Annotated in this window: 22 protein-coding genes, 1 tRNA gene and 1 pseudogene; 16 read left to right on the top strand and 8 right to left on the bottom strand. The window is 69.5% G+C overall.

All coding sequences use genetic code 11. The annotated features are described in order from the left end of the window. Window position 1: 1 nt before the first annotated feature. Genes hpnC through ACFE65_RS14745 form a run of 4 tightly spaced genes read right to left on the bottom strand, consistent with a single transcriptional unit; the run spans window position 2 to window position 3,355 of the window. Window positions 2-850 (bottom strand): squalene synthase HpnC, encoded by an 849-nt coding sequence (hpnC, locus tag ACFE65_RS14760; RefSeq protein ID WP_375383129.1) that lies wholly within the window; start codon window positions 848-850, stop codon window positions 2-4. After that, window positions 850-2,094, bottom strand: a complete 1,245-nt coding sequence (locus ACFE65_RS14755) for a glycosyltransferase (RefSeq protein WP_375383128.1) — start codon at window positions 2,092-2,094, stop codon at window positions 850-852. Before ACFE65_RS14755 ends, hpnC begins: the two co-directional genes overlap by 1 nt. Continuing rightward, on the bottom strand, window positions 2,091-3,083 hold the full coding sequence (hpnA, locus tag ACFE65_RS14750; RefSeq protein ID WP_375383127.1) for a hopanoid-associated sugar epimerase: 993 nt from the start codon (window positions 3,081-3,083) through the stop codon (window positions 2,091-2,093). The genes ACFE65_RS14755 and hpnA overlap by 4 nt, the downstream gene beginning before the upstream one ends. Before the next feature lie 59 nt (window positions 3,084-3,142). Continuing rightward, a complete protein-coding gene (locus tag ACFE65_RS14745) occupies window positions 3,143-3,355 on the bottom strand; it encodes a hypothetical protein (RefSeq protein WP_375383126.1) in 213 nt (70 codons plus the stop codon). Window positions 3,356-3,566: 211 nt separating this feature from the next. Between ACFE65_RS14745 and hpnI the strand changes: the two genes are divergently transcribed. The 8 genes and pseudogenes from hpnI to ACFE65_RS14705 all read left to right on the top strand — a co-directional run bounded on the left by hpnI (window position 3,567) and on the right by ACFE65_RS14705 (window position 10,545). Next, a complete protein-coding gene (gene hpnI, locus ACFE65_RS14740; RefSeq protein ID WP_375383125.1) occupies window positions 3,567-4,697 on the top strand; it encodes a bacteriohopanetetrol glucosamine biosynthesis glycosyltransferase HpnI in 1,131 nt (376 codons plus the stop codon). A 3-nt stretch (window positions 4,698-4,700) separates the two neighbouring features. Continuing rightward, a complete protein-coding gene (hpnJ, locus tag ACFE65_RS14735; protein WP_375383124.1) occupies window positions 4,701-6,146 on the top strand; it encodes a hopanoid biosynthesis associated radical SAM protein HpnJ in 1,446 nt (481 codons plus the stop codon). Between the two features lie 294 nt (window positions 6,147-6,440). Beyond that, window positions 6,441-6,725: a hypothetical protein gene (locus ACFE65_RS14730; RefSeq protein ID WP_375383123.1), complete on the top strand. Its 285-nt coding sequence runs from the start codon at window positions 6,441-6,443 to the stop codon at window positions 6,723-6,725. A gap of 42 nt (window positions 6,726-6,767) precedes the next feature. Next, window positions 6,768-6,992, top strand: a complete 225-nt coding sequence (locus tag ACFE65_RS14725) for a hypothetical protein (protein WP_375383122.1) — start codon at window positions 6,768-6,770, stop codon at window positions 6,990-6,992. Between the two features lie 33 nt (window positions 6,993-7,025). Continuing rightward, window positions 7,026-7,781 (top strand): annotated as a pseudogene (hpnK, locus tag ACFE65_RS14720) (hopanoid biosynthesis-associated protein HpnK); the annotation flags it as partial. Window positions 7,782-7,875: 94 nt separating this feature from the next. Continuing rightward, complete coding sequence (locus ACFE65_RS14715; protein ID WP_375383135.1) at window positions 7,876-8,718, top strand: ferritin-like domain-containing protein; 843 nt, start codon at window positions 7,876-7,878, stop codon at window positions 8,716-8,718. Beyond that, window positions 8,715-9,698, top strand: a complete 984-nt coding sequence (locus ACFE65_RS14710; RefSeq protein ID WP_375383121.1) for a lysylphosphatidylglycerol synthase domain-containing protein — start codon at window positions 8,715-8,717, stop codon at window positions 9,696-9,698. Before ACFE65_RS14715 ends, ACFE65_RS14710 begins: the two co-directional genes overlap by 4 nt. A gap of 130 nt (window positions 9,699-9,828) precedes the next feature. Then, the gene (locus ACFE65_RS14705) at window positions 9,829-10,545 is read left to right on the top strand and encodes a murein L,D-transpeptidase catalytic domain family protein (RefSeq protein ID WP_375383120.1); all 717 of its coding nucleotides are present in this window, start codon (window positions 9,829-9,831) and stop codon (window positions 10,543-10,545) included. A gap of 140 nt (window positions 10,546-10,685) precedes the next feature. Here the strand turns inward: ACFE65_RS14705 and ACFE65_RS14700 are convergent, their stop codons facing one another. Next, a complete protein-coding gene (locus ACFE65_RS14700) occupies window positions 10,686-11,885 on the bottom strand; it encodes an acetyl-CoA C-acyltransferase (protein ID WP_375383119.1) in 1,200 nt (399 codons plus the stop codon). A 116-nt stretch (window positions 11,886-12,001) separates the two neighbouring features. On the opposite strand from ACFE65_RS14700, the gene ACFE65_RS14695 reads away from it, so the two are divergent. From ACFE65_RS14695 to ACFE65_RS14685, 3 genes are read left to right on the top strand one after another with little or no spacing between them, the layout of a single operon-like run. Continuing rightward, window positions 12,002-12,250 carry a hypothetical protein gene (locus tag ACFE65_RS14695; RefSeq protein WP_375383118.1) on the top strand — a complete coding sequence of 83 codons (249 nt, stop codon included), beginning with the start codon at window positions 12,002-12,004 and terminating at the stop codon, window positions 12,248-12,250. Beyond that, window positions 12,240-13,025 (top strand): prepilin peptidase, encoded by a 786-nt coding sequence (locus ACFE65_RS14690; protein WP_375383117.1) that lies wholly within the window; start codon window positions 12,240-12,242, stop codon window positions 13,023-13,025. The genes ACFE65_RS14695 and ACFE65_RS14690 overlap by 11 nt, the downstream gene beginning before the upstream one ends. Next, a complete protein-coding gene (locus tag ACFE65_RS14685; RefSeq protein ID WP_375383116.1) occupies window positions 13,022-13,486 on the top strand; it encodes a hypothetical protein in 465 nt (154 codons plus the stop codon). The genes ACFE65_RS14690 and ACFE65_RS14685 overlap by 4 nt, the downstream gene beginning before the upstream one ends. Before the next feature lie 6 nt (window positions 13,487-13,492). Here ACFE65_RS14685 and ACFE65_RS14680 read toward each other — a convergent pair whose 3' ends face one another. Further along, entirely contained in the window at window positions 13,493-15,100 is a 1,608-nt protein-coding gene (locus ACFE65_RS14680; protein WP_375383115.1) for a spinster family MFS transporter, read from the bottom strand. A 202-nt stretch (window positions 15,101-15,302) separates the two neighbouring features. Here ACFE65_RS14680 and ACFE65_RS14675 point away from each other — a divergent pair, with 202 nt between their 5' ends. From ACFE65_RS14675 to ACFE65_RS14655, 5 genes are all read left to right on the top strand, one after another. After that, on the top strand, window positions 15,303-15,887 hold the full coding sequence (locus tag ACFE65_RS14675; protein ID WP_375383114.1) for an SRPBCC family protein: 585 nt from the start codon (window positions 15,303-15,305) through the stop codon (window positions 15,885-15,887). Next, window positions 15,884-17,068: a zinc-dependent alcohol dehydrogenase gene (locus ACFE65_RS14670; RefSeq protein ID WP_375383113.1), complete on the top strand. Its 1,185-nt coding sequence runs from the start codon at window positions 15,884-15,886 to the stop codon at window positions 17,066-17,068. The genes ACFE65_RS14675 and ACFE65_RS14670 overlap by 4 nt, the downstream gene beginning before the upstream one ends. Before the next feature lie 34 nt (window positions 17,069-17,102). Further along, a complete protein-coding gene (locus ACFE65_RS14665) occupies window positions 17,103-17,888 on the top strand; it encodes an SDR family NAD(P)-dependent oxidoreductase (RefSeq protein WP_375383112.1) in 786 nt (261 codons plus the stop codon). A gap of 79 nt (window positions 17,889-17,967) precedes the next feature. Continuing rightward, window positions 17,968-18,042 (top strand) — tRNA-Glu (locus tag ACFE65_RS14660). A gap of 181 nt (window positions 18,043-18,223) precedes the next feature. Next, window positions 18,224-18,859, top strand: a complete 636-nt coding sequence (locus ACFE65_RS14655; protein ID WP_375383111.1) for a glutathione S-transferase family protein — start codon at window positions 18,224-18,226, stop codon at window positions 18,857-18,859. Window positions 18,860-19,015: 156 nt separating this feature from the next. Here the strand turns inward: ACFE65_RS14655 and ACFE65_RS14650 are convergent, their stop codons facing one another. Further along, window positions 19,016-20,425 carry a serine hydrolase domain-containing protein gene (locus ACFE65_RS14650; protein ID WP_375383110.1) on the bottom strand — a complete coding sequence of 470 codons (1,410 nt, stop codon included), beginning with the start codon at window positions 20,423-20,425 and terminating at the stop codon, window positions 19,016-19,018. 276 nt (window positions 20,426-20,701) lie between these two features. After that, a partial coding sequence (locus ACFE65_RS14645) for an MBL fold metallo-hydrolase (RefSeq protein ID WP_375383109.1) occupies window positions 20,702-21,437 on the bottom strand: 736 nt, incomplete at its 5' end.

Below are 21,437 nucleotides of genomic sequence, written 5' to 3'. Positions count from 1 at the left end.
CCTATCGACCGACGAGGGCGGCGAGCGCGAGTCGGCCCGCCTCCCAGTTCGTGTGGTGGACGCGCTCGCTCAACGGATCGCGCACCAGCAGACGGCGGGTCAGGTCCTCCGCCAGCCGCTGGATCACGCGCACCTCGGCGGCGAGGCGGCGGTCCTTGATCCGTGCGGCGAACCCGCGGCTTTCGGCCAGCAGGCTGCGGGTGCGCGCGGCGGTGTCGCGGATGGCGGCGAGCAGCGCCGGGGAGGCGGCGGCCGCGCCCAGGTCCTCGACGCGGGCGCCGCGTGCCGCCATCGTGTCGAGCGGGATGTAGACGCGGTCGAGCGACCGGTAGTCCTTGCCGCAGTCCTGGAGGTGGTTGACGATCTGCAGCGCGGCGCACAGCGCGTCGTTGCCGGGCCAGGTCTCCTCGCGATCCTCGCGATGGACGTCGAGCACGAAGCGGCCGACCGGCATCGCCGACAGCCGGCAATAGCCGATGAGGTCATCCCACGTGGCGTAGCGGCGGACGGTCACGTCGCGCGTGAACGCGTCGAGCAAGTCGCCGGCATGGACGGGGTCGATGCGCGCCGCCGCCATCGTGTCGCGCAGGGCCAATGCTTCCGCGTCGGTGCCGGCGTTCGCGAGGCCGTCGCGCATGGTGGCGAGCTGTCGCAGCTTCTCCACCGGCGGCGCGTGTTCGTGGTCGGCGATGTCGTCCGCCTTCCGCGCGAAGCGGTAGAAGGCCATGATCGGCGCGCGATGCTCGCGCTTGAGCAGCCAGCTCGCGACGGGGAAGTTCTCGTCGCGATGGCCTTTCCCGGACGAGAGCGGGCCGGGCGATAGCGTATCGGCGGGGAGCGCGGCATCCATCATGCCCTCGTAGCCGCTTGTGCCCGCCCTTTCCACAGGCCGCCACGGCCTTGTGCGTGGGCAATGCCCGAACGGACCGTGCAACCGGCGTAGAAGGCGGCGATGCCGGGCAGCGCCAGCCCCCAGAGGGGCGAGCGGCGGTAGAAGGCGAGCATCGGCTGGAAGGCGAGGGCCATCGCCGCCCAGACGGCGGCGCCGAGCCACCGTGCCGCGCCTTGCCCCAGCAACGCGAGGAGCGGCGGCGCCAGATACACCAGCGCGAGGCCGCCGATCGCCCCGACCAGCCGGACGGGCGAATAGCCGAGCTGGGCATAGGCGGAGCGCGCGATCATCGCGGCGACGTCCTCGACCGCGCCATAGGGCCGGATGCTGACCGAGCGGTCGGTGAGCCCCAGCCACACCGGGCCCTGCCGCTTCATCAGCGCACCGACCGCGCAATCGTCGATCAGCGCGCCCCGCACCGCGTCGATCCCGCCGGCCTGCGCCAGCGCCGCGCGGCGCACCAGCATGCAGCCGCCGGCGGCGGCGGCGGTGCGCCCCGGCCGGTTAACCCGGGCGAACGGGTAGAGCATCTGGAAGAAGAACACGAAGGCGGGGACCAGCGCTCGCTCCGCCGGCGTTTCGCACCGCAGCCGCGCCATGAGCGAGACCAGCACGCGGGCTCCCTCGGGCCTGTCCTGCTCGCCGCGCGCGACGAGGCTGCGCAGCGTGTCGGCCGCATGCTCGATGTCGGCGTCGGTCAGCCACAGCCATTCCGGGTCGTCGGCGGCAGCAATCCCTTGGTGGACCGCCCAGAGCTTGCCGGTCCAGCCAGATGCGAGCGGCGCGCCGGAGAGGATGGTGAGTGGAGACCGTGTTTCTTCACCCCGGACCTGTTCCGGGGTCCAGCGGGGTATGAGTTCCGGACCCGTCCGACCTGCCGCGACCCTGGACCGCGGTACAAGGCCGGGGTCACGGCTTTGCGTGAGACTCAGCGCCACCTCCGCCGTCCCGTCCGAACTGTTGTCGTCCACCAGCACGATCCGGAAACGGCCGGGATAGTCCTGGCGCAACAGGCTGCCGATCGACTGTGCGATCACGTCCGCCTCGTCGCGCGCGGGCACCACCGCCACCACGTCGGGCCAGGCGGCAGGAGCCGGCAGCATCCCGTCGTCCCGCTCGCGCGCCAGCCAGAAGCCGCCGTGGCCGACCAGCAGCCACAGCCAGACCGCCAGCGGCACAGCCCCGAGCACGAGCACGATCACCGGACCATGCCCGCCTGCCGGAACCAGCCGAGCGCATCGGCGAGCGCCTGCGCGTAGGGACGCGCGGCATAGCCCAGCTCTCCTTGCGCCTTTGCGGACGAATAGAACATCGCGTGCCGCGACATGCGCAGCGAATCCATCGTCAGGAACGGCTCCTTTCCCGTCACCCGCGCGAGCTGCTCGTTGGCCCAGGCGAGCGGCATCAGCGGCGCGACCGGCAGCGCCACCGTCGGCGGCTTGCGCCCGACAAGCCCGGCGATATCGGCCAGCATCGCCGCGAGCGTCACGTCCTCCCCGCCCAATATGTACCGCTCGCCGATCCGCCCGCGCGCCATCGCCGCCAGATGCCCGGCCGCGACGTCGTCGACATGGACGAGGTTGAGCCCCGAGTTCACGAACGCCGGCATCCGGCCGTTCGCCGCCTCGACGATGATCCGCCCGGTCGGCGTCGGCCGCACGTCGCGCGGGCCGATCGGGGTCGAGGGGTTGACGATCACCGCGGGCAGACCGCGCGTCGCGACCAGTTCCTCCACCAGCCGCTCGGCGACCACCTTGCTGCGCTTGTACGCCCCCACCGCCTGGCCCGGGCGGGCGGGACGCGTCTCGTCGGCGGGGCCGCCGTCGTCGGGCAGCAGCGTCGCGACGCTCGACGTATAGACGATCCGCTCGACGCCGGCGGCGAGCGCCGCCTCCATCACCGTGCGCGTCGTGAGGAGGTTGTTGCGCACGATCTCCTCGGGGTCGCGCGCCCACAGCCGGTAGTCGGCGGCGACATGGTACAACCCGCGCACCCCGGCCATCGCGCGGCCGACCGCGTCGGGGTCGCGCAGGTCCCCCTCGACCAGCTCGCCGGGAAAGTCGGCCAGGTTCGCCCGCGGGCTCGACGCCCGCGCAAGGCCACGCACCCGCACGCCCGACGCCGCCAGCGCCCGCGCCACCGCCGAGCCCACGAAGCCCGACACCCCCGTCACCACTGTCACATCGTCCACGTGACCAGCCTAGCGAGCCGATCGTCCGACGTCACGCCGTTCGACGTCGGGATCGCGCGTCAGGAGGCCGTGTCGGAGCGGTAGGTGAGCGCCCGGTTGCGGGACCAGCGCGCCATCAGGATCAAGGGCAGGCGGAGCCGATAAGCGGCCCACCAGCGCCGCCGCGCCTGCTCGCGTCGCCGATACGTCCGCTCGCGCAACAGCCACCACAATCGCGCCAGGCCGCCGATGACGGCGAGCGATGCGGCGCCGGCCCAGATGTAGAGTTCCATGGCGATCCTATCCTGGCCCACGCATTCGTGGTTGACGAGCGCCACAACTATGCCCCTGACCGGCTCCGCGCAAGCGGAGCGATGGCCCAATTGTCATGGTCCTGTCCGCCATGTCAGGCACTTACCGGCGACCGCCGGGGTTCCGCGCGGGGTGGCGGAAGGAAGCGCAGGGGTCGCCAGCCCGACCATCGGCCGTTACACACCTGCGCCGATGACCGTCCTCGCCGTTCTCGGCTGGTTGCCGTTGCTGATCGCGGTCGCAGCGATCGGCTACACCGCGCATGCGACTCTCGCGCTGCGGACCTTCGCGCGTGAGCCGTTGCCGGAGCCGGCCCGCCCCGAGCCTGTGACCCTGCTCAAGCCGCTACACGGCTCGGAGCCGGCTTTGGCCGCCAATCTCGCGACGTTCCTCGCGCAGGAATGGTCAGCGCCGATCCAGATGCTCGCGGGCACGAACCGCGCCGATGATCCCGCGCTCGCTGTCGCGCGCGCGCTTCCAAACGTCGTCGTGCGGACGGACGCGCCAGCGATCGGCGCGAACGCCAAGATCTGCAATCTCGCCAATCTGGTGTCGGCCGCGTCCCACGACATCGTTATACTGAGCGACAGCGACATGGCGGTGCCTCCCGACTATCTCGCCCGCGTCGTCGCCGCACTCGCGATGCCGGGGGTGGGGGCGGTGACCTGCCTCTATCACGGGCGCGGCGATGCAGGCGCCGCCTCGCGGTTTGCCGCGGCCGCGATCGGATGGCAGTTTACGCCCAGTGTCGTAATGAGCCTCGCGCTGCGGGTCGAGCATCCCTGCATGGGGTCCACGATCGCGCTCCGCCGCTCGACGCTGGACGCGATCGGCGGCTTCCAGGCCTTCGCCGACTTGCTGGCGGACGATTATGCGATTGGGGCGGCGGTGCGCAGGCTGGGCCTTCGCGTCGACCCGGTGCCGCGGCTGCTGATCGCGCACGGCTGTGTCGAGGACAGCCTGGGGGCGGTGTGGCGCCATGAGCTGCGCTGGTCCGCGACGTTGCGCGCGGTCAACAGGGCGGGCCATGCGGGCAGCGTATTGACCCACCCGATGCCGCTGGGATTGCTCGTGCTGCCGTTCCACGCGGCACCGGCGCTGGTCGCGACGCTCGCCGCCATGGTCGCCCGGGTCTTGCTGGCACGTCAGTCGGACGTGCTGGCGGGGCATCGCCCGGCCCCGTCGTGGTGGCTGCCGGCGCGCGATCTGTTCTCGTTCGCGGTGTTCGTCGCCAGCTTCTTTGCGCGGTCGGTTGATTGGCGGGGCGCAACGCTTAGAATGGAAGGCGACGGCCGCGTGACCGCCGAACCGGAGTTGACCTGACCCATGCTGCGCACCCTGTTCCTCCAGGCTCCCTCGTTCGACGGCTATGACGGCGGCGCCGGCGCGCGCTACCAGATGAAGCGTGAGGTGAAGTCGTTCTGGTATCCGACCTGGCTCGCCCAGCCCGCCGCGCTGGTCGAGGGCTCGCGCCTGATCGACGCGCCCGCACACGACCTGTCGTGGGAGGACATCGCGCACGAGGTCGACGACAAGCAGCTCGTGGTGCTCCACACCTCCACGCCGTCGTTCGGCCAGGACGTGCGCACCGCGGCCCTCATCAAGGAGCGCAACCCGCAGGCGCTGATCGGCATGATCGGCGCGAAGGTGGCGGTGCAGTCCGAGCAATCGCTGATGACCGCGCCCGCCGTCGACTTCGTCTGCCGCAACGAGTTCGACTTCACGATCCTCGACATCGCCAAGGGCATGCCGCTCGCACAGGTCGAGGGCATATCGTACCGCGCGCCCGACGGTGGCATCGTCCACAACAAGGACCGCGCGGTTCTCGAGAACATGGACAGCCTGCCGTTCGTGTCGCCGATCTACAAGCGCGACCTCACGATCGAGAAGTATTTCGGCGGCTACCTCAAGCACCCGTACGTCAGTTTCTATACCGGGCGCGGGTGCAAGAGCCGCTGCACCTTCTGCCTGTGGCCGCAAACGGTCGGTGGTCACAATTACCGCACCCGTTCCATCCCCCACGTGATCGAGGAGGTAAAATACGTCCTGCGCGAGATGCCGGAGGTGAAGGAGATCTTCTTCGACGACGACACGCTGACCGACAACGCGCCCCGCGTCGAGGCACTGGCGATCGAGCTGGGCAAACTGGGCTTCGGCAAGCCCGGCTTCGGCGTCGAATGGAGCTGCAACGCCAAGGCGAACGTCAAACGCTCGACGCTGGAGGTGCTCAAGGCCAATGGGCTGCGCCTGCTGCTCGTGGGTTACGAGAGCGGCAACCAGCAGGTGCTGCACAACATCAAGAAGGGCCTGTTGGTGCCCGTGGCACGCCAGTTCACCAAGGACTGCCACGAGCTCGGCATCGTGATCCACGGCACCTTCATCCTGGGGCTGCCCGGCGAGACGCTGGAGACGATCGAGGAGACGATCCGTTATGCGATGGAGATCAACCCCCACACCATCCAGGTGAGCCTCGCGGCGCCGTACCCCGGCACCTTCCTCCACGCGCAGGCGCGCGAGAACGGCTGGTTCGACGATTCGAACGACCTACTGACCGACGGCGGCAACCAGATCGCGCAGTTGAGCTATCCGCACCTGCCGGCGGCGGTGATCTTCGACAAGGTGGAGGAATTCTATAAGCGCTTCTACTTCCGCCCGCGCAAGATCGGCTCGATCGTCGGCGAGATGGTGCGCGACTTCGACATGATGAAACGCCGCCTGCGCGAAGGCGTGGAGTTCTTCGACTTCCTGCGCCGGCGGAGAGAGGCGGCCTAAAAGCATTCGAGCCAGCCAGGTTCCACGCCAACGCGATCAACGGCGAGGTCGGCTACACCGCCTACCTTGCGCATCACGCGCTCAAGCGGCTGGCGGAGGCGGTAGAACGGATCGCAGAGGCGAGCGGCGTCGACGTGGATGACCGGCTGAAGCTGGCGCGCGAGGACATAGACGAGCTGAACGAGGAGTTCCTGCTCCTGTCGGGATGGAAGGCCGGCGAGTGACGGTGGATGGCTCGCGCCGGGAGGTCTGGCGCTTGATGCGACGGAACGGGGGCACGAAGACGATCAGCCCTTGAATGGCGGTGACGGCGGTGACAATTCGGGCGGCATGGAAGCGCGCATCGCCCGGCTCGAAGCGAGCATGGATTTCGTCAAGGCGGAGCTGAACAAGCTCTCGGGCGTGCCCGTCGAGTTGGCGCGTCTATCCGAACGGGTGAGCCACTTGCCGACGAAAAGTGACGTGGACGCGGCGATCGACCGTGCCGGTGCGCGTACGCAACGGACGATGGCGATCGTGGGCGGGCTCGTGACGGTCGCGGTCGCCGCGATCAACTATCTGCCCAAATTGTTGGGCTGACCCTGCCGGGTGCAGGTGAACGAAAACCTCTGGAGTACACACATGGTTCGCTTTGCTCTTCTCACCGCCACCTTCATCGCCTCGCTCGGCCTCGTCGCCGCTCCCGTTTCCGCCAAGGGCTGCATCAAGGGCGCTGCCGTCGGCGGTGCCGGTGGTCATTTCGCGGGCCACCATGCCGTGCTCGGCGCTGCGGCGGGCTGCGCCTATGGCCATCACCGTGCCAAGGTCGCGGCGCGGCAGCAGCGCCAGGCGCAGGCCGGCCGCTGATCCGGCGTTGACCGCCGGCGCGCGCCGGCGGTCAACGAGGGGGTTGCCCGAGCGCATCGCGACGGCATCCTCACCGCCGCCAGCCTGATGGTGGCGGGCGATGCCGCCGCCGAGGCTGTGGACCTCGCGCGGACGATTCCGACCCTCGGCGTCGGCCTCCACCTCGTGCTGGTCGAGGGACGGCCGGTACTCCCGCCCGATCGCATCCCGGCCCTGGTCGGCCGCGACGGCCTGTTCCGCCGAGACATGGCGCGATCGGCGTTCCGGATGTTCGCCGATCCCGCCGCCCGCGCGCAGCTTCATGCCGAGGTCGATGCGCAGTTCGCTGCCTTCGCCGCCACCGGCCTGCCGCTCGACCACGTCAACGCGCACAAGCATTTCCACCTCCACCCGACCATCGCCTCGGCGGTGCTCGGGATCGGGCCGCGCTACGGGATGCGGGCGGTGCGCGCGCCGGTGGAGCGTGGCCATCGCGGGATCGAGGCGGTCTGGGCCCGGCTGCTCCAGCGACGGCTCAGGCGCGCCGGGCTGCTGGTGCCCGATCAGGTGATCGGCCTTGCCTGGACCGGTGCGTTCGATGCTCCCCGGATGCGCGCCGCGCTGGGCCATCTGCCGCCGGGGCTGACTGAGATCTACACGCATCCCGCCACCGCCGACGGATATCCCGGCTCCGCTCCGGGCTATCGCTATCGCGACGAACTGGCGGCGCTCACCGACGGCCTTGCGAAGGCCGCGATCACACGCGAAAGACTGATCCATGGCCACTTCCGTCACTTCCTTCCCCGCTGATGCCCTGCCGCCGCGCCGGCATCCCGATCTGGAGCCGCTTCGCGTGTCGCCGCCGTCGTTCGAGGCGGTGCCCCCGCCCGGACAAAAGGTGCGCATGGGCTCGGACGAGCATCGCCGGATGATGGCGCGGATGATGCTCGACACGCACGACCCCTACCGCCCCGCGCTGATCCACTGGCCCGAGCTCGACGAGGCGACGCGCCAGCGGATCGTCTCGCTGCCGATCTGGGACATCGCGGTGCAGACCGAAGGGCGCGCGGGCATGAACATGGGCACCTATGCCGAGTTCATCCGCGATCCCGTGCTGCACGAGGCGCTGTCGATGAACGCGTATGAGGAGCGGCGCCACAAGTTGGTGCTGTCCGACATGGTGCAGGCGTACGGCATCGAGCTGGAGCCCGAGCCCGAGTATGTCCGTCCGCGCGACCCCGAGTTCGCCTATATGCGCACCGGCTATTCCGAGTGTATCGACAGTTTCTTCGGCTTCGGGCTGTTCAAGCTCGCCAAGGACACCGGCTTCTTCCCGCCCGAGCTGATCGAGACGTTCGATCCGGTGATGCGCGAGGAGGGACGGCACATCATCTTCTTCGTCAACTGGGTCGCCTGGTACCGCCGCCAATTGCCCTGGTGGCGGCGGACGGTGTTCGAGGCCAAGGTGATCGCGGTGTGGTTCGCGCTGATCGCCGAGCGGATCAGCATGGCGCGCGGTATGGGCGACGGGAACACCAAGGCGGAGGAGAACAACTTCACGCTCAACGGCTCGAAGGAGCTGGGTGTCGAGGTGAGCTTCCCCGAGCTCGCGCGCATCTGCCTGTCGGAGAACGACGCTCGGATGGCGCCCTATGACCCGCGGCTGAAGCGGCCGAAGTTCGTGCCCGCGATGATGCGCCTCGCGCTCAGGTTCGCGCTCAAATCTAAGACGCCGGTCACGGCGTGAAACATTATGCGCGCGCCGGCGTGCTCGTCGCCACGCTGGCGGGCCTGGCGGCGGCGTGGTGGGCGTTCGGGCGGGCGGGGCTCGCCGGCGTCGCGGCGGTGGCCGCGCGGCTGGGCGTCGGCGGCTTCGCGCTGTTCTGCCTGTGGGCGCTCGGCACGTTCGCGCTGCTCGGCGCGGCGTGGCTGGCGGCGGCGCCGGGCGAAGGGCCTGCGCGCCTGTGGCTGTTCGGCTGGGCGCGGATGGTGCGCGAGGCGGTGTCGGACCTGCTGCCCTTCTCGCAACTAGGCGGCATCGTCGTCAGCGCGCGCACGCTGGGCCATGGCGGCGTGCCGATCCCGATCGTCTGGGGCTCGTTGCTCGCCGACCTCGTCACGGAGATGGCGAGCCAGGTCGCGCTGACACTGCTCGGCCTCGCGCTGATGGTGTCGATCCTGGCCGGGCCGGGAGCGGGGTCCGGTGAGCTGCGCCCGCTGGTGGTCGGCGGCGTGGCGCTGATGGTCGCGATCACGGCGGGCTTCTTCTTCGCGCAGCGGCATGGGCTTGCGCTGCTCGGGCGGCTGGCGGCCAAGCTGTTGCCGGGGTCGGTCGCGAGCATGGCGCAGATCGAGGGTGCGCGCGCGCATGTCTTCTCGCGCCCGCGGCGGATCGCGGCGGCGTTCGTGCTGAACCTGCTCGCGTGGACGGCGACGGTGGGCGGCGTCTGGCTCGCGCTGCGGCTGATGGGCGCGCCGTTGTCGTTCGGCCGCACGCTGAGTTTGGAGGTGATGATCTTCACGCTGCGCTCCGTCGCCTTCGCGGTGCCCGGCGCGATCGGCTTCCAGGAGGCGGGCTATACGCTCGCCGCGCCGCTGCTCGGGCTGCCGGTGGAGGCCGCGCTCGCGCTCAGCCTCGCCAAGCGCGCGCGCGACGTCGCGATCGGGCTGCCGAGCCTGCTGGTCTGGCAGCTGTCGGAAGCCCGCGCGATCGTCTCGCGGCAGTGACCGCGACCGCCGCTGCGACGAAGCGTGGCACGGGCACGGCCGGCTAAGGCCTTGAGCAGGAACGCACACTCATTCCGGTAAGTCATTTGCGCTATGGTTTGCCTGGGGCAACCAATATCCGGCAGGTGCGATGATCGAAGACGTGTCCGCGGGGCCTCAGCGCCGCGCTTTCCTGAAATCTGGCCTGGCGCTCGCCGGCGCGCTCGCGGTGCCCGGTGCCGTGTCGGCGGCGCTTCGGGGTCAGCAGGTGCGCGGCACCTTCGCCACGATGGACGGTGCCGTCCTGCCGAGCCGCTCCGTCGCGAGCCTCGTGTCGACGCCCCCTACCTCGACCCGCGTCGTCCGTCCCGAGCTGATGCGGCACGCGCTGACGGCGCTAGGGCGTCACGCGGACGCGATCCGTCACCAGGACCGGATCGCGATCGTCGACTTCACCGCTCCGTCGGCGAAGGCGCGGTTCCACATCGTCGACATCGTCAATGGCGACAGCACGTCCTACCTCGTCGCGCACGGCAGCGGATCGGACCCGACGCATACCGGCTGGCTGCAGCGCTTCTCCAATGCCGACGGCTCCAATGCGTCGTGCGAGGGCGCGTTCGTCGCCAGCGATTATTACGTCGGCAAGCACGGCCGGTCGCAGCGGCTGGTCGGGCTCGATCCCACCAACGACAACGCGCTGCCCCGCGCGATCGTCGTCCACTCGGCCTGGTATTCCAACCCGGAGATGCTGCGCACCCACGGCATGCTCGGTCGCAGCCAAGGCTGTTTCGCGGTCGGCGAGCAGGACCTGCAGACGGTGTTCGACCGGCTCGGCGAAGGCCGGATGATCTACGCGGCGAAGGTGTAAGTTTCTGGTTTATCCTCCCCCACCAGGGGGAGGTGGCGCCGGAGGCGACGGAGGGGGAAGTATCCCAGACGTCAGCCAGTCCTCCCCCTCCGTCCGGCTGCGCCGGCCACCTCCCCCTGGCGGGGGAGGACTGCTTTCCCTCAGTTCATCAGCTCTACCGCCATCGCGGTCGCCTCGCCGCCGCCGATGCACAGGCTGGCGAGCCCGCGCTTCTGGCCCGCGCCCTGCAGTGCCGACAGCAATGTCGCCAGCACCCGCGCGCCGCTCGCGCCGATCGGGTGGCCGAGCGCGCAGGCGCCGCCGTGGATGTTGACCACGTCATGCGCGAGGCCGAGGTCGCGCATCGCGATCATCGCCACCACCGCGAATGCCTCGTTCACCTCGAACAGGTCGACGTCGCCCGTCTCCCAGCCGGCCTTCTCCAGCGCCTTGCGCATCGCGAACACCGGCGCGGTGGTGAAGCGGGCGGGGGCGTGGGCGTGGGCGGCGTGGCTCACCACCCGCGCGATCGGCGTGATCCCCAGCCGCTCGGCGACCGAGGCGCGCGTCATCACCAGTGCGGCGGCACCGTCGGAGATCGACGAGGCGTTGGCCGCGGTGATCGTGCCTTCCTTGGAGAAGGCGGGCTTGAGCGTCGGGATCTTGGCGACGTCGCCCTTCGCGGGCTGCTCGTCCTCGACGACCGTCACCGATCCCTTGCGGCCGGCGACCGACACCGGGACGATCTCGCGCGCGAACGATCCGTCCTTCTGCGCCCGCTGCGCGCGGTGGAGAGACTCGATCGCATAATCGTCCATCGCGGCGCGGGTGAACTGATACTCGTTCGCCACGTCCTCGGCGAAATTACCCATCAGCTTGCCGGGCTGGTACGCGTCCTCCAGCCCGTCGAGGTACATATGGTCGTACATCGTGTCGTGGCCGATCCGCGCGCCCGAGCGGTGTTTCTTGGACAGATAGGGCGCGTTGGTCATGCTCTCCATGCCGCCCGCGATGCCGAGGTCGAGCGCGCCCGCGCCGAGCGCCTCGGCCATCATGATCGCCGCCTGCATGCCGCTGCCGCACATCTTGTTGACCGTGGTCGCCTCGACATGGTCGCCGAGCCCGGCGTTGATCGCCGCCTGGCGGGCGGGCGCCTGGCCGAGACCGGCGGAGAGGACGCAGCCCATCACGATCCGCTCGACGTCCGCCGCCGCCACGCCCGCGCGCTCCACCGCGCCCGCGACCGCAACCGTGCCGAGATCGGTCGCGGAGGCGCCGGCGAGCGCTCCCTGGAACGAGCCCATCGGCGTGCGCGCATAGGACAGGATGACGACAGGATCGGTGGCGGTATCGGTGGCCATGTAGAAGTATCCTTTGAGACTGTGCTGCACTGCGACATAGGTACGAACACGCAAGGACGCAAATCGGACTGACGCAGGGAATATCGCCGCCGGCCGGAACCGCCTAGGCGGCGGCCATGGACATCGCCACTATCGTCAAATGGATCGCCTCCGTCAGCGGCATGATCGCCGCGCTGCTGGTCGCCGCGGACCTCGGCAAGCGCGACACGGGTTGGGCCATGGTGCTGTTCTGTGGCTCCGCTCTATTCTGGCTGGCGGGCGCGACGCTGACGCGGGACTGGGCATTGGGCACGCAGAACGTGGCGCTGTTCGCGATCGACGTGTTCGGCGTGTACCGGTATCTGATTCGCGACCGTGACGGCTGACCCGCCGCTCCTGTCGGTTGCCTGGCCGGCGCTGCTGGCTCCCTTGCTGCTGGCTGGTGCCGGGCTGATCGCGGGCAGCTTCCTCGCGACGCTGGTGATCCGCTGGCCGGAAGGGCGATCGGTCGCGCGGGGCCGGTCGGCGTGCGACGGCTGCGGCCGGGCGCTGACCGCTCCTGAACTGGTGCCGCTGCTGAGCGCCGCCGTCACGCGCGGACGGTGCCGGACGTGCGGCGCCGCGATCGATCCGCGACACTGGCGCATCGAGGCGGGATGCGCGGCGGTGGGCGCGCTCGCGGGCTGGGCGGCGCCGGGCTGGGCGGGCGTGGCGGGCGCGGTGTTCGGCTGGCTGCTGCTCGCGCTCGCCGCGCTCGACGCCGCCGACCTGTGGCTGCCGGACGCGCTGGTGCTGCCGCTCGCGCTCGCGGGTCTGGCGACGGGCGCGGCGGGGCTGGAGCCGCCGCTGGCGGAGCGGCTGATCGGCGGCGTGGTCGGCTATGGCGTGCTCCGGGCGATCGGCGCCGGATATCGTCATTGGCGTGGGCGCGAAGGGCTGGGCGGGGGCGACCCCAAGCTGCTCGGCGCGATCGGGCTGTGGCTCGGGTGGCGGATGCTGCCCTGGGTGCTGGTGGTCGCCAGCGTCGCCGGCCTGCTGGGCGTCGGCATCGCGAGGCTGCGGGGCCGCCCGGTGCGCGCGGACACGCCGGTGCCGCTCGGCGCGCTGATGGCGGCGGCGGCTTACCCGATCTGGCTGGTGATGATAGCATGGCAACCATGATGCTGCTTCTCCTCGCGCTCCAGGCGGCCGCGCCGGCGATGACGCCTCCGGCGACGGGCGGCATCGACGGCTCGCCGCTGAGCGCGATTCCGCGCCAGCAACTGCCCGCGACGGGCTGCGCAGCGTTCCTGTGGAGCGTCGGCACGCGCCACGATCTGGTCGCGATGGCGAGCGCGGAGCCTGCGCGGCTGCGGCTGTCGATCGACGGCAAGATCGTCGATCTCGCCCGCGCCGATCAGGCCGGCGCGGCGACCTTCGGCTTCGCGGGCACGAGCCGGTACCAAGCGACAGGCGTCGACGTGACGCTGGCCATGACCGTCGCCGCGGACCCGAACCTGACGCAGGGCGGCACGGTGCCGAGCGCGACGCTGACGCTCGTGCGGCCGGGCCAGGACAGCGTCGTGCTGCCGGTCGCCGGGCTGATCGGCTGCGCACCCGCCGCGCCCGCGGCGGGGCAGTAAAGCGGCCTAGACCGGCTCGCCCGCGTTCCGCGCCCGCTCGACCCGGCTCGCCTCCGCCGCCGGCACCAGCCGATAGGCGGCGATCGCGGCGGCGAGGCCGATCGGCGCGACCGCCAGCATCGACAGCACGCCCGTCGACAGGCTGCCGCTCAACGTCGAGATGCGCCCCGCCATATAGGGTCCGATCGCGAGACCCAGCAGCGTGGTGCCCAGGAAGAAGGTCGCGGTCGCCGTCCCGCGCATCCGGGGCAGGACCAGATCCTGCGTCGTCGCCGCCGACGCGCCCAGCGCGCAGCTCGCGAGCATGCCGGTGACCAGCAGGCAGACGTAGAAGACGGGCGGGCTGGCGGTCGTGAACGCGACCACCATCAGCGGCAGTGGCGCGGCCGATCCGAACAGCACCACCATCTGCCGACCGGTCGCGTACCGACGCCGCAGCCGGTCCGCGACGATGCCGCCGGCGGTGACGCCGATCAGGCCGCCCAAAGCGCCGTTGCCGCCGATGATGAACCCCGCGACCTCACGCGTCTGCCCCAGGATGCGCAACGCGTACGGCGCCGCCCAGAACGACACCCCATAGGCAATGAAGGCGTTGAGCCCATAGGCGACGACGACGCAGACGAACGCCGGGCTGCCGATCACCAGCGCCCAAGTCGCCGGATCGCGCCGCTTGAGCGCGAGTCCCCAGGAGACGACGGCATAGACGCCGATGCCGACCGACCCCCATTGCCAGCGCGCTCCGGGCGTCCAGCCCTCCAGCGCGTTCATCCCGATCACCGCCGCCAGGATGACGACGGCGGCGACCAGGTTGTTCGCCAGTGCACGGGGGCCGAGCCGCGCTGCGCCGATCAGCGTCAGCGGCGGCACCACCGTCAGCAGCTCGTCGCGAAACGCGCGGAATGGGGCGGGGTGGCGCGGCGCCTCGGGCAGGTTGTCGATCGCGCCGCGGGTGGGTTCGCGCAGCGTCGCGATGATCGCCGCCAGCACCAGACCGGGCAGCCCCACGACGAGGAATGCCGCCTGCCATCCGACGAGCCCTAGCGGGCCGCCTGTGGGATACGCTGCGTTCCAGCGGTGGACCACCAGTCCGCCGAGCCCCAGCGACAGCCCGCCGCCGAAATAGATGCCGGCCGAATAGATCGACAGCGCCGTCGCGCGCAGCCGCCGCGGGAAATGGTCGGAGATCAGCGAATAGGCGGATGGGCTCGCGGTCGCCTCGCCGACGCCGACGCCGATCCGCGCGGCCGACAGCTGCGCGCCACTGCGTGCGAAGCCGGACAGCGTCGTCATCGCGGACCACAGCGCGAGGCCGAGCGTGATGAGCCGCACCCGGTGCCAATTGTCCGCCAGCCGCCCGAGCGGGATGCCGAACAGCGCGTAGAAGACGCCGAACGCGGTGCCGTACAGGAACCCCAGATCCTCGTCGGCGAGGTGCAGGTCGCGCTTGATGTCCTCCGCCAGGATCGAGATGATCTGCCGGTCGATGAAGTTCAGGCAATAGACCAGGAACAGCAGCCCGAGCACATACCAGGCATAGCCGCTCGCCCGCGTATCGTCGGCCCGTGTCTCGTCGGCCCGTGTCTCGTCGGTACGCGCCGTCGCGTCGGGAGCCATGCCTTGCGATCCTCTCGTCTTTGCCGGTAGCGTAGCGGCACGGCGGCGGTGGGGAAAGCGGCTTCGCCCCGCACCGCGCCGCCCTCAAATGACGCGAGCGACCGCTGGTACTGCTTTGGATTGACCCGAAAACGTCAGTGGGCGCGGAACGTCGGAACGACCCGGCCCGTTTCGGCAGCGATTAACCAAGGCGAGCCGAGCCATGAGCGAAACCCACCAACATTCCGACGACGCGCCACACAGCACGTCCAAGTCGGGCGACGCTAGCGACCAGGTTTCGTCCACGCTGAAGGACGCCAAGGGCGGTGCCGCCGTCGGGCGCGCGGTGACGATCAACCGCCCCGTCGAGGAGGTTTACGCCTATTTCCGCGACTTCTCGCACCTGCCGAGCTTCATGGAGAACGTCGTGTCGATCGAGGTGAAGGATGCGGTCCGTTCGCACTGGGTCGTCAAGGCGCCGGCCGGGCGCACGGTCGAGTGGGATGCGCGCGTGACGGCGGACGTGCCAAACCGGTCGCTCGCCTGGACCAGCGAGGAGGGCGCGGACGTGCCCAACAGCGGCGTCGTCACCTTCAAGCCGGTCGAGGGTCGCGGCACCGTTGTCACCGTGACGATCCTGTACGATCCGCCGGGCGGTGCGGTCGGCAAGCTGGTCGCCAAGATGTTCCAGCGTGAGCCCGCGATCCAGGCGCGCCGCGATCTCGCCCGGTTCAAGCAGTTGATGGAGACCGGCGAGGTGGCGACACCCGCGATGAACCCCAAGCAGTTCGAGGAGATGGGCCTGTGAGAGCGTTGGCTTGGCACGGCAAACACGATGTTAGGATGGACACCGTCCCCGATCCCGAGATCGTCAACCCGCGGGACTGTATCATCAAGGTGACGTCCACCGCGATCTGCGGCTCGGACCTTCATCTGTACGACGGGTTCATCCCGACGATGCAGTCGGGCGACATATTGGGCCACGAGTTCATGGGCGAGGTGGTCGAGGTCGGCGCCAAGTCGACGCTCAAGAAGGGGCAGCGGGTCGTGGTGCCGTTCACCATCGCGTGCGGCTCCTGCTATCATTGTGGCAAGCATCAATATTCCGCCTGCCCCAATGGCCTGCCCGCCGACAATCAGGACATCGCGATGGAGTTGTACGGGCACGAGATGTCCGGGCTGTTCGGCTACAGCCACATGACCGGCGGCTATGCCGGCGGCCAGGCGGAATATGTCCGCGTGCCGTTCAGCGACGTCGGCCCGATCGTGATCCCGGATGGGGTGCCGGACGACAAGGTGCTGTTCCTGTCCGACATCCTGCCAACCGGCTGGCAGGCGGCGGAATACGCCGAGATCGAGCCGGGCGACACGGTCGCGGTCTGGGGCTGCGGTCCGGTCGGGCTGTTCGCGGTGCAGTCGGCGTTCCTGATGGGCGCCGCGCGCGTCATCGCGATCGACCATTTCCCGCACCGGCTGGCGCTTGCCGCGAAGTTCGGCGCCGAGACGATCAACTTCGAGGATAGCGCGACCTACGAGGCGCTGATGGAGATGACCGGCGGGATCGGTCCCGACGCGGTGATCGATGCCGTGGGGCTGGAGGCGCACGGGCTGTTCGGCGACAATGTGGTCGACCAGGTGAAGAAGACGCTGATGCTCGGCACCGATCGGGCGCACTCGATCCGCCAGGCGATCGTCGCCTGCCGCAAGGGCGGACGCGTGTCGATGCCGGCGGTGTACGGCGGCATGGTCGACAAGTTTCCGCTCGGCGCCTTCATGGAAAAGGGCCTGACACTCAAGACCGGCCAGACGCACGTCCAGCATTACATGCCCGCGCTGCTCAACGCGATCATGGAAGGCGAGATCGACACCGAGTTCCTGATCTCCCACCGCCTGCCGCTCGAGGACGCGCCCAAGGGCTACAAGATGTTCAAGGACCAGCAGAACGAGGTGACGAAGGTCGTTCTGAAGACCGGCTCGCTCACCGCCTGACACCGCGCGATCCCTTCCATCCAGGAGAAACACCATGGCCAACAAGCTCGCGATCGTCACCGGCGCCTCGACCGGCATCGGCTTCGAACTTGCCCATCTCGCCGCGCAGAACGGCTACGACCTGATTGTCGCCGCCGACGAGCCGCTGATCGATGCGGCGGCCGCCGACTTCAAGACGCATGGCGTGTCGGTCGAGTCGGTCGAGGCGGACCTGTCCACCGCCGAGGGCATCGACCGGCTGCTTGCGACGACGAACGGCCGCCAGATCCACGTGCTGTGCGCCAATGCCGGGCGCGGGCTCGGCCATGGCTTCCTCGATCAATCGGTGGCCGATTGGCGCAAGGTGATCGACACCAACGTCTTCGGCACCAGCTACATCCTGCAGAAGGTGCTGGCGCGGATGGTGGCGCATGGCGAGGGCAAGGTGCTCGTCACGGGCTCGATCGCCGGGCACATCCCAGGGGCGTTCCAGGCGGTGTACAACGCCAGTAAGGCCTATCTCGACAATTTCGTGCCCGCGATCATCAACGAGATCAAGGATCACAAGGGCGTCACGATCACCAACCTGATGCCCGGACCGGTGGAGACGGAGTTCTTCGATCGCGGCGGGATGATGGACACCGACGTGGGCCAGTCCAAGTCGAAGAGCGATCCGGCGGATGTCGCGAAGGACGGCTGGGAGGCGATGATGGCCGGCAAGTCGGCGATCACGTCCGGCTGGAAGAACAAGGTGCAGACCGTACTGACACATGTCGTGCCCGATTCGGTGCTGGCAGAACAGCACCGCGCGATGGCCGAGCCGGGCAGCGGCAACAAATGACGTCGGCGACGGGTCCGGCGACGCTGCGTCCGGACCTTGACCCTTGGGGGTACTCGGCCTAGGCGCAACTCCGCTCGACGGCCCCTTCGTCTAAGGGTTAGGACGCGGCCCTTTCACGGCTGAAATACGGGTTCGAATCCCGTAGGGGTCACCACCGCGGCCGCCAGGATGCCGCCATGCTCCGTTCCGGCAACCCGCCCATCGCGGGCGAAGCCAAGCCGGCCCGACCCGAGCGGTATACCGGGGGCAGGCGAGCCCCTGATCCATTGCGCTTCCCACCCGGTGCGCGAGCCGATACTGACGGCGCCCGGCACAGCTTCGTCTGAGGGGGTCCGATGCTCACTGTCCATCACCTGCGCAGCTCGCAATCCGAACGCATCGTCTGGCTGTGCGAGGAGCTGGGGCTCGATTACGACCTCAAGCTCTACGATCGACGTGCCGACCGCAGGGCGCCGGACGACTACAAGGCGCTTCACCCGATGGGCATCGCGCCGGTGATCGAGGACGGCGGTCGGGTGCTGGGCGAGAGCGGCGCCATCTGCGGCTATCTCAACCGCAAATATGGTGGCGGGCGGATGTCGCCATCCCCTAACGACCCCGACTTCACCGACTATCTGTTCTTCGTGCACTGGTCGAACGCCACGTTCATGGCCAGCCTGATGATGCAGCTGGCGGTGAGGCTCACGGGCGGGATGGACAAGCCGGGCGCGGCGTTCGTCAACGAACGGGTCGAGAGATCGTGGGCGCTGGCCGAGCGTCGGGTGGGCGACTCCGAGTTCTTCGGCGGCCGCAAGCTGACTACGGCCGACATCATGATGGTCTATATCCTGACCACCGCCCGCGCCTCCGCCGGCCCCCCGCTTGATGCGTTCCCCAACATCAGGACCTATCTTCAACGAATCGGGGCGCGGCCCGCCTACCAGCGGGCGATGGCCAGGGCCGAGCCGGGGTCGACGCCGAAGCTGGACTAGCTTCCCTGCTGCCGCGCCAAGCGCTCGCGCTCGCTGGCGACGACGTTTCCCTCACGGTGATGGCGGTATCTGGGGTGCTGGCAAACCTAGGCTTGATCAACACCCGGCCGCCAATACGTTACGGCGCCGTATCTGGATTGTCTTCACGGCCAGCGCTCACTCGACGGCGGGCTGGATGGCGAAGTCGTCGGTGCGACCGTCGGCCAGCTCTTCCCAGATGATGCTCAGCCGCTTGCCGCCCGCGCTCGCCTCATATCGGCGGGTGGTTATGCCGTCCGCTTCGTCCTCGCTCTTGAGAACGAAGCTGTCAAATGAGCCGAGCGGGCCAAGACTGGCGGTGTATGTGCCAAGCCGGTGTGCGTCCAGGAACGCGGAGAACTCCGGTGTGAGCAGTGCCCGGTCGGGCGCGCCGCCTTGCAGCTGGGCGAACAGCCTTCGTGCCCGCGCGTCGACCGACGTCGGCGGCAGCAGGAGGAAGGCGAGCCGGTCGGCGATGTGCGCGAAGCTGACTGTGGCGCTCGTGTTGGTCAGCACCACGATCGCAGTGTCGTCGTCTGGGTAGATGCTGTTACCCGCCAGGAAGCCCAGTCCCTGGCCGACGTGCGACCAGACTAGCCGGCCGCTCTTGCGTGAGACGAACAGGCCGAGCGCATAGGGCGACCGGTCCCCGCTCAGGAGCAGCGGCGGCGTGACCTCCTCCCGCGCCTGGCGGTCGGGAAGGAGCTTGCCCGACAGCAGGGCGATGTCCCAGCGGGCGAGGTCGGATGCCGTAGCGACGATCTGCCCTGCGCCGAACGACCAGCCCGGTCCCTCGTCGGGCGCCGGCTCCAGCGGGCCGAGGCCGGTGCGGACATAGCCGGTGGCGACATTGGGCGTGTTCGGCGTCACATGGTCGAGGTCGATGACGTCCGCCATGCCGAGTGGCCGGAAGATGCGCCGCTGTTGAAGCGCGAACAGCGGCTTGCCCGACGCGAGCTCGGCGATGCGACCCGCCATGACATAGTTGAGGTTCGAGTAGCGGAACCTGGCGCCGGGCGCGAACAGCAGCGGGTGACTGCCCCACTGCGCTATGATCCGGTCGGGCGTCGTCAACGCCGAGCGCGGCCCGGCGGGGTAGGTCTGAGGATAGTGGTCCGGCAAACCCGACACGTGCTCCAGCAGCTCGCGGACGGTAATGTGGCCGGCATCGGTGACCTGCGGCAACCAGCGGCTGACCGGCGCGTCGAGCGACAGCGTGCCGTCCGCGGCGAGTAGCAGGAGCGTCTGCGCGGTGATCGATTTGGATGCGGAGGCGAGTTGGTAGCGGGTGTCGACGCTCGCGCTCCGGCGCGGGACACTCGATGCGAGCCCGAACGCCCTGGCGTACACGATGCGACCCTGCCGGACGATGGCGACCGAGGCCGAGGGAGTGCCGTCTTCAGCCAGCACCTGCCGTATCGCGCCGTCCACCTGCCGGGCGAGTGCCGGCGGCAGGACCGGCTCGACTGGAGCGGGCGCATCGGCACCTGCGGTCGATCCAAGCATCCCCAGAAGCGCGGACATGATCAGGCGGGCGGGATGGGTCACTGCCTGATATGGCATGAAGCCGCGACCCGGTGTCAATTGTCCGCATCCTTCGCGCCGTGGACCGTTACTGGGTTGCTCAGGACCGGATAATAACGCCCGTCGATGAGGTCGATCCGCTTCTCCGACGGCACCGAAGTTCCGGCGCTCGGTTAGCGCAGCTGGATAACGGCGGAGCATATCGACCGCCGCGGCGGAGCTGGTACTCGCGCCGGATATGATGGCCTGTCTCGACGCGGCGTTCCCGGCGCCGCGCGGCCCTGTCCCGCTTGAGATGCTCTAGCCGCCCTTGGCCGGGTCGAAGTCGTAGACGCCGCCGGGCGTCGCGGCGACGAAGCGCCGTGGCGGGATCGACGCCGCCGACAGCGCCGTGGCGAGCGCCAGGCGGGGCGCCTCGCGCGGTTCGTCCGTGAGCTGGAACGTTCCCCAATGGATGCCGAGAGCGTGGCGCGCCTCGACGTCGCGCAGGATGCGCACCGCCTCCGCCGGGTCGACGTGCTGCGCGCGCATGAACCATCGCGGCTCATAGGCGCCGATCGGGATCAGCGCGACGTCGGGCGCGCCGAGACGCTCCCGGACCTGCTTGAAGATGACGCCATCGCCATAGCCGGTGTCGCCCACGAACCAGATTGTTCCGGCGGGCGTGTCGAGGAAGTGTCCGCTCCACAGCGCCATCCGCACGTCGGTCGGCCAACGGTTCGCCCAATGATAGGCCGGTGTGAGCGTCGTCGAGAGGCCCTCGCTCAGCGTGAGCCGATCCCACCAGTCGCCGACCACGCAGCGTGCGTCCGGCACCGCCGCCCGGAGGAACGCGTCGTTGCCGAGCGGCATCGCCATCAGCGGCGCATGGGTGGCCTGCAGCCGCTGGAGCGTCGCCACGTCCATGTGGTCGTAGTGACAATGGCTGATCAGAACGACGTCGATCGGCGGCAGGTCGTCGAACGCGATGCCTGGAATCGCGACCCGCCTCGGCCCGATCGATGCGAATGGGCTCGCCCGCTCGGACCACACCGGA

The organism is uncultured Sphingomonas sp., from assembly GCF_964237335.1.
GTDB lineage: Bacteria > Pseudomonadota > Alphaproteobacteria > Sphingomonadales > Sphingomonadaceae > Sphingomonas.
This window is presented reverse-complemented; position numbering and strand designations above follow the sequence as displayed.

Bases quoted from the DNA above. Each gene is read 5' to 3' on its own strand.
- hpnC (WP_375383129.1), bottom strand. From the start codon at position 850: ATGGATGCCGCGCTCCCCGCCGATACGCTATCGCCCGGCCCGCTCTCG.
- ACFE65_RS14745 (WP_375383126.1), bottom strand. From the start codon at position 3,355: ATGGAACTCTACATCTGGGCCGGCGCCGCATCGCTCGCCGTCATCGGC.
- hpnI (WP_375383125.1), top strand. From the start codon at position 3,567: ATGACCGTCCTCGCCGTTCTCGGCTGGTTGCCGTTGCTGATCGCGGTC.
- hpnJ (WP_375383124.1), top strand. From the start codon at position 4,701: ATGCTGCGCACCCTGTTCCTCCAGGCTCCCTCGTTCGACGGCTATGAC.
- ACFE65_RS14725 (WP_375383122.1), top strand. From the start codon at position 6,768: ATGGTTCGCTTTGCTCTTCTCACCGCCACCTTCATCGCCTCGCTCGGC.
- ACFE65_RS14715 (WP_375383135.1), top strand. From the start codon at position 7,876: ATGGGCTCGGACGAGCATCGCCGGATGATGGCGCGGATGATGCTCGAC.
- ACFE65_RS14705 (WP_375383120.1), top strand. From the start codon at position 9,829: ATGATCGAAGACGTGTCCGCGGGGCCTCAGCGCCGCGCTTTCCTGAAA.
- ACFE65_RS14700 (WP_375383119.1), bottom strand. From the start codon at position 11,885: ATGGCCACCGATACCGCCACCGATCCTGTCGTCATCCTGTCCTATGCG.
- ACFE65_RS14695 (WP_375383118.1), top strand. From the start codon at position 12,002: ATGGACATCGCCACTATCGTCAAATGGATCGCCTCCGTCAGCGGCATG.
- ACFE65_RS14685 (WP_375383116.1), top strand. From the start codon at position 13,022: ATGATGCTGCTTCTCCTCGCGCTCCAGGCGGCCGCGCCGGCGATGACG.
- ACFE65_RS14680 (WP_375383115.1), bottom strand. From the start codon at position 15,100: ATGGCTCCCGACGCGACGGCGCGTACCGACGAGACACGGGCCGACGAG.
- ACFE65_RS14675 (WP_375383114.1), top strand. From the start codon at position 15,303: ATGAGCGAAACCCACCAACATTCCGACGACGCGCCACACAGCACGTCC.
- ACFE65_RS14665 (WP_375383112.1), top strand. From the start codon at position 17,103: ATGGCCAACAAGCTCGCGATCGTCACCGGCGCCTCGACCGGCATCGGC.
- ACFE65_RS14655 (WP_375383111.1), top strand. From the start codon at position 18,224: ATGCTCACTGTCCATCACCTGCGCAGCTCGCAATCCGAACGCATCGTC.